This is a genomic window from Xenorhabdus beddingii (assembly GCF_002127545.1).
In the GTDB taxonomy this organism is placed as follows: domain Bacteria; phylum Pseudomonadota; class Gammaproteobacteria; order Enterobacterales; family Enterobacteriaceae; genus Xenorhabdus; species Xenorhabdus beddingii.
Genome location: NZ_MUBK01000072.1, coordinates 1 through 3199, shown reverse-complemented (window position 1 = coordinate 3199; position 3199 = coordinate 1). Strand labels below are relative to the sequence as shown.

4 protein-coding genes are annotated in these 3199 nt (G+C 60.2%); all 4 read right to left on the bottom strand.

Going from position 1 to position 3199, the window contains the following annotated elements; genetic code table 11:
* Positions 1 to 1227: DUF6531 domain-containing protein (locus Xbed_RS18210; protein ID WP_244182555.1), on the bottom strand; the 1227-nt coding region annotated here is incomplete at its 3' end.
* Between the two features lie 11 nt (positions 1228 to 1238).
* A complete protein-coding gene (locus Xbed_RS18205; RefSeq protein WP_086114245.1) occupies positions 1239 to 1595 on the bottom strand; it encodes a DUF4150 domain-containing protein in 357 nt (118 codons plus the stop codon).
* Positions 1588 to 2805 carry a DUF2169 family type VI secretion system accessory protein gene (locus tag Xbed_RS18200; RefSeq protein ID WP_086114244.1) on the bottom strand — a complete coding sequence of 406 codons (1218 nt, stop codon included), beginning with the start codon at positions 2803 to 2805 and terminating at the stop codon, positions 1588 to 1590. Before Xbed_RS18200 ends, Xbed_RS18205 begins: the two co-directional genes overlap by 8 nt.
* 15 nt (positions 2806 to 2820) lie before the next feature.
* Positions 2821 to 3108 carry a hypothetical protein gene (locus Xbed_RS20035; protein ID WP_422641379.1) on the bottom strand — a complete coding sequence of 96 codons (288 nt, stop codon included), beginning with the start codon at positions 3106 to 3108 and terminating at the stop codon, positions 2821 to 2823.
* Between the last annotated feature and the right edge of the window lie 91 nt (positions 3109 to 3199).

The window sequence follows — 3199 nt, the reverse complement described above, 5'->3', positions numbered from 1 at the left end:
GGTCAGTTGCAGTTCGCCGTCCAGTTCACCGGTCAGCACGCAATGGGGAATATGCTGGTTACGGGCCAGCACCGTGTTATCCGGCGTGCTGAAATCGTAGATCACGCCGTCGGCATCGGTGAAATTGACTTTACCCTCAGCCAGTACTAGCTGACGTGACCAGTCATCCGCCCATTTCGGCCCCAGCAGGCCGTTGTACCGGGCCGTGGAGCGATAGGTGCGGGTCAGGGTGATCGGCAACAGCCCGGGAATAACGATCACCGGCCAGACTTGCAGGAAGTCACCGGTGGCCATGTCAACCGGGTCGCCTTCGCCTTTGGTATTGTTATTGTTGTTGCCGTCTTTGTCGGCAGACTTGTTGGCGACGTTATCGTGTTCCGCGTTTTTAGGTTTGGCAGGCGGGGCGTCGACCGCCTCGGCGGATTTCCCCTCAATACGGGCACCTTTCGTGTTTCCCGCCGCCTGCGTTTCCGCTTTGACCGCGCTTTTAACCTCGTGTTTAATGGCCCCTTTGGGGGCCGTTTTACCGAGGTTAAAAAAGGCACCTATGCCTTTGAATATATTGAATGTTTCGCCCGCCAAAGAGACAGACATAGCGGTATCAACTGCACCTCCCCCGCCTTCCTGCATCGGGTTATCAAAACTTTTTCGTTTTGCGTCCAGATTAAACGCTTCGGTGTTTTTGGCAACGGCTGTACCCGTGTCAGATAAGCCTTCGGCAGCCCTGTTCAGCCCAAAAGCCTCCAGCTCGGCGGCACGGGCTTGCGCAGCCAATGCACTGGCATTCCCCTGCAATTTAGTCACCGCTTCCGCCGCATCGACCGCCATGTTATTGACGCGTTTTGCTGCACCGATAGCGAAATCAGTCGCCCGAAACTGATCGACGTTCTGGCGGGCATACTCTGCCACCGCCTGTAAGTTTTCTGCGGCTTTTTTCTGGCCCGTCATGGCCAATATGGCCGCCCGTTCTTCTGCATCTGCATTGACCGCATTGACCATGCCTGTATCAAAGTAATCCCTTACCTGCCCCCAAAAACCTTTTTCTTCCCGGGTTTCCGGCAGCACCACGGCATTGGCCTCATGGGGCGGATGAGCCGCCTGTGGGGCCTGCCCGATAATTTTCCCTATCGTATTGCCCTCGCCGGTCGGGCTGTCATCCCGGGCCTTTTGCGGTAACGGGGCATTCGGTTCCGGCGGGATAACCGGGGTATCGTGATTGTCTTCCATCGTGTCCTTCCTTATGCCCCGTTCATCCAAAACTGATCCCCGTGGCGCAGCATCAGCTTGTTGCCGGCGCGCACGGTCTGGGTATGCTCTTTCGGGTGGCATTTGCCCCCCACCGTGCCGCTCTTGACCCCATTCGCCACCCCCGGCTGGTCACCGAGGGTCTGCGGGACAACACTGCGGGAAAACACCACCACCGGCTGGCCGTTGGCGCGCACGGTCTTTTCCGGTGCCGCACTGTCCGCCAGTTTCGCCACCACCGGATACGGGATCGGCGGCGTCGACGATCCCATCGGGGTTTTGCACACGTCCGGCAGCATGCCGACAATCATCCAGCTGCCCGCCGTGCGGGCGACGTAGTTATCAGCCATCCTTTTGCTCCTCTTCCAATGGCGCCAGTTTGAGCAACGGCGCATCCGGGTTGATTTCAAACCGCGCTTCCGCGACCCGCACCGGCATGTCCGCCCTGAAATTCAGCCGGCAGGTCAGGTGCAGCGTTTTGGCCTCGCTGTCGATAATGAACGTGTCCAGCCGCATCGGCACCGGCAGCAGCCTGCCGTTGTGCAGCCGCAGCAGGAGAAACGGGCGGTGTCCCGGCAGGCGGACATGCAGGTGCCCGTCGGGGGTCAGGCCGCTCAGGGTGAGGGCGAGATCGGTGCCCGGCCAGTCAATCTGCTGGTCAGCCGGCGCACCGTTCCAGTAGCCGAAGTCAAAATCTGTCGGCAGATACGGATGGCGGTGCGCCAGCCAGTCGGCATCGTAAGTCCCCGCCAGGGTGCGGCGGGGCAGCCACGGCCGCCCGATAAACCCCAGCCCCGGCGGCTGGCAGGCCGGGGTCTCCGCCGGTAATGTGCCGGCCAGTTGCGCCGCAAAATGCGCCGCCGTGAAGGGTGCCGCCGGGTGGAGTATCCGCGGCGCCGGGTAGCGGGTGAGTTGTTTCGCGTGGGCGTACCACGGGGTGACAAACCCGGTTCCCAGCGGATTGGTTTCACAGGTGGCCTGCGCCACCGGGGCGTTTTCCCCGTCCGGGTGCTGCTGACGCTGTTCGGGGATCAGTTGGTCCGCTTTGCTGAGGTGTTGGCGCGCGTTATCACCGGCCTGAATTTTGCACTCACCGCCAAAGGCGTAGCGATAGTCCAGCGGCAGGCTGGTAAAAGGCGCGGGGTCGGTGAGTTGCCAGTGCCCGCCCGCATCGCGGATAAACGCCCGTTCGCCGGTCACCGTCAGGGTTTTGTCGAGCAGGGTCTGATCCTGCCGGTCCCGGATGTGCAACCGCACGGGAAACGCCGCACAAGGGCGGCCCGCCGGCGCATACGCCGTGCCGTTGACAATCACGTCGCAGCGCGGTTTAAACGGGGCCAGGTCACTCTCCTGTAACACCACCGAGGCATTCATCGGCCCGCGGTATTCATCCTGTAAACACAACGGCGGCGCGGGCAGCAGTTCGGCACTGTATTCCCCCTGCCCGGCGGGCAGGAGCTGGTAGCCGATTTTCATCACCGCGACGTGATGTTCGGTATCCTCAACATCCAGCATCGTGTAGTTCATCACCGCAAAGGGCGTCAGGTTACGAAATTCCATCTCAGTCGGTCCTTCTCAGTTCAGGTCGATGTCTTTACCGGTGATTTGCACCGGGCCACTGGCCTCAAATTTGAACTCACTGCCCTGGAGGGTGATCTTGCCGCTACTGTCCATACGCAGGACGCTGGCACCGCATTTCAGCTCAATCACATCCCCGGCCGAGATGGACAGGGTATTGGTGATGGTCTCGGCCTTGTGGGCGCCGACCTCAATGAGGTAGTCCTTGCCGGTGATCAGTTTGCGCACTGCGTGCACCGTTTCGGTACTGTTGAGGGTGACCGTCTCCTCCTTGTTCGTAAGCATCCGGTCATCTCACCTTGCTTTACCAACCAACACTAAAAATGGGGGATTTTTAACTGAAAGGATTATCTGACCAGGGAAGGAGTTCATTCAA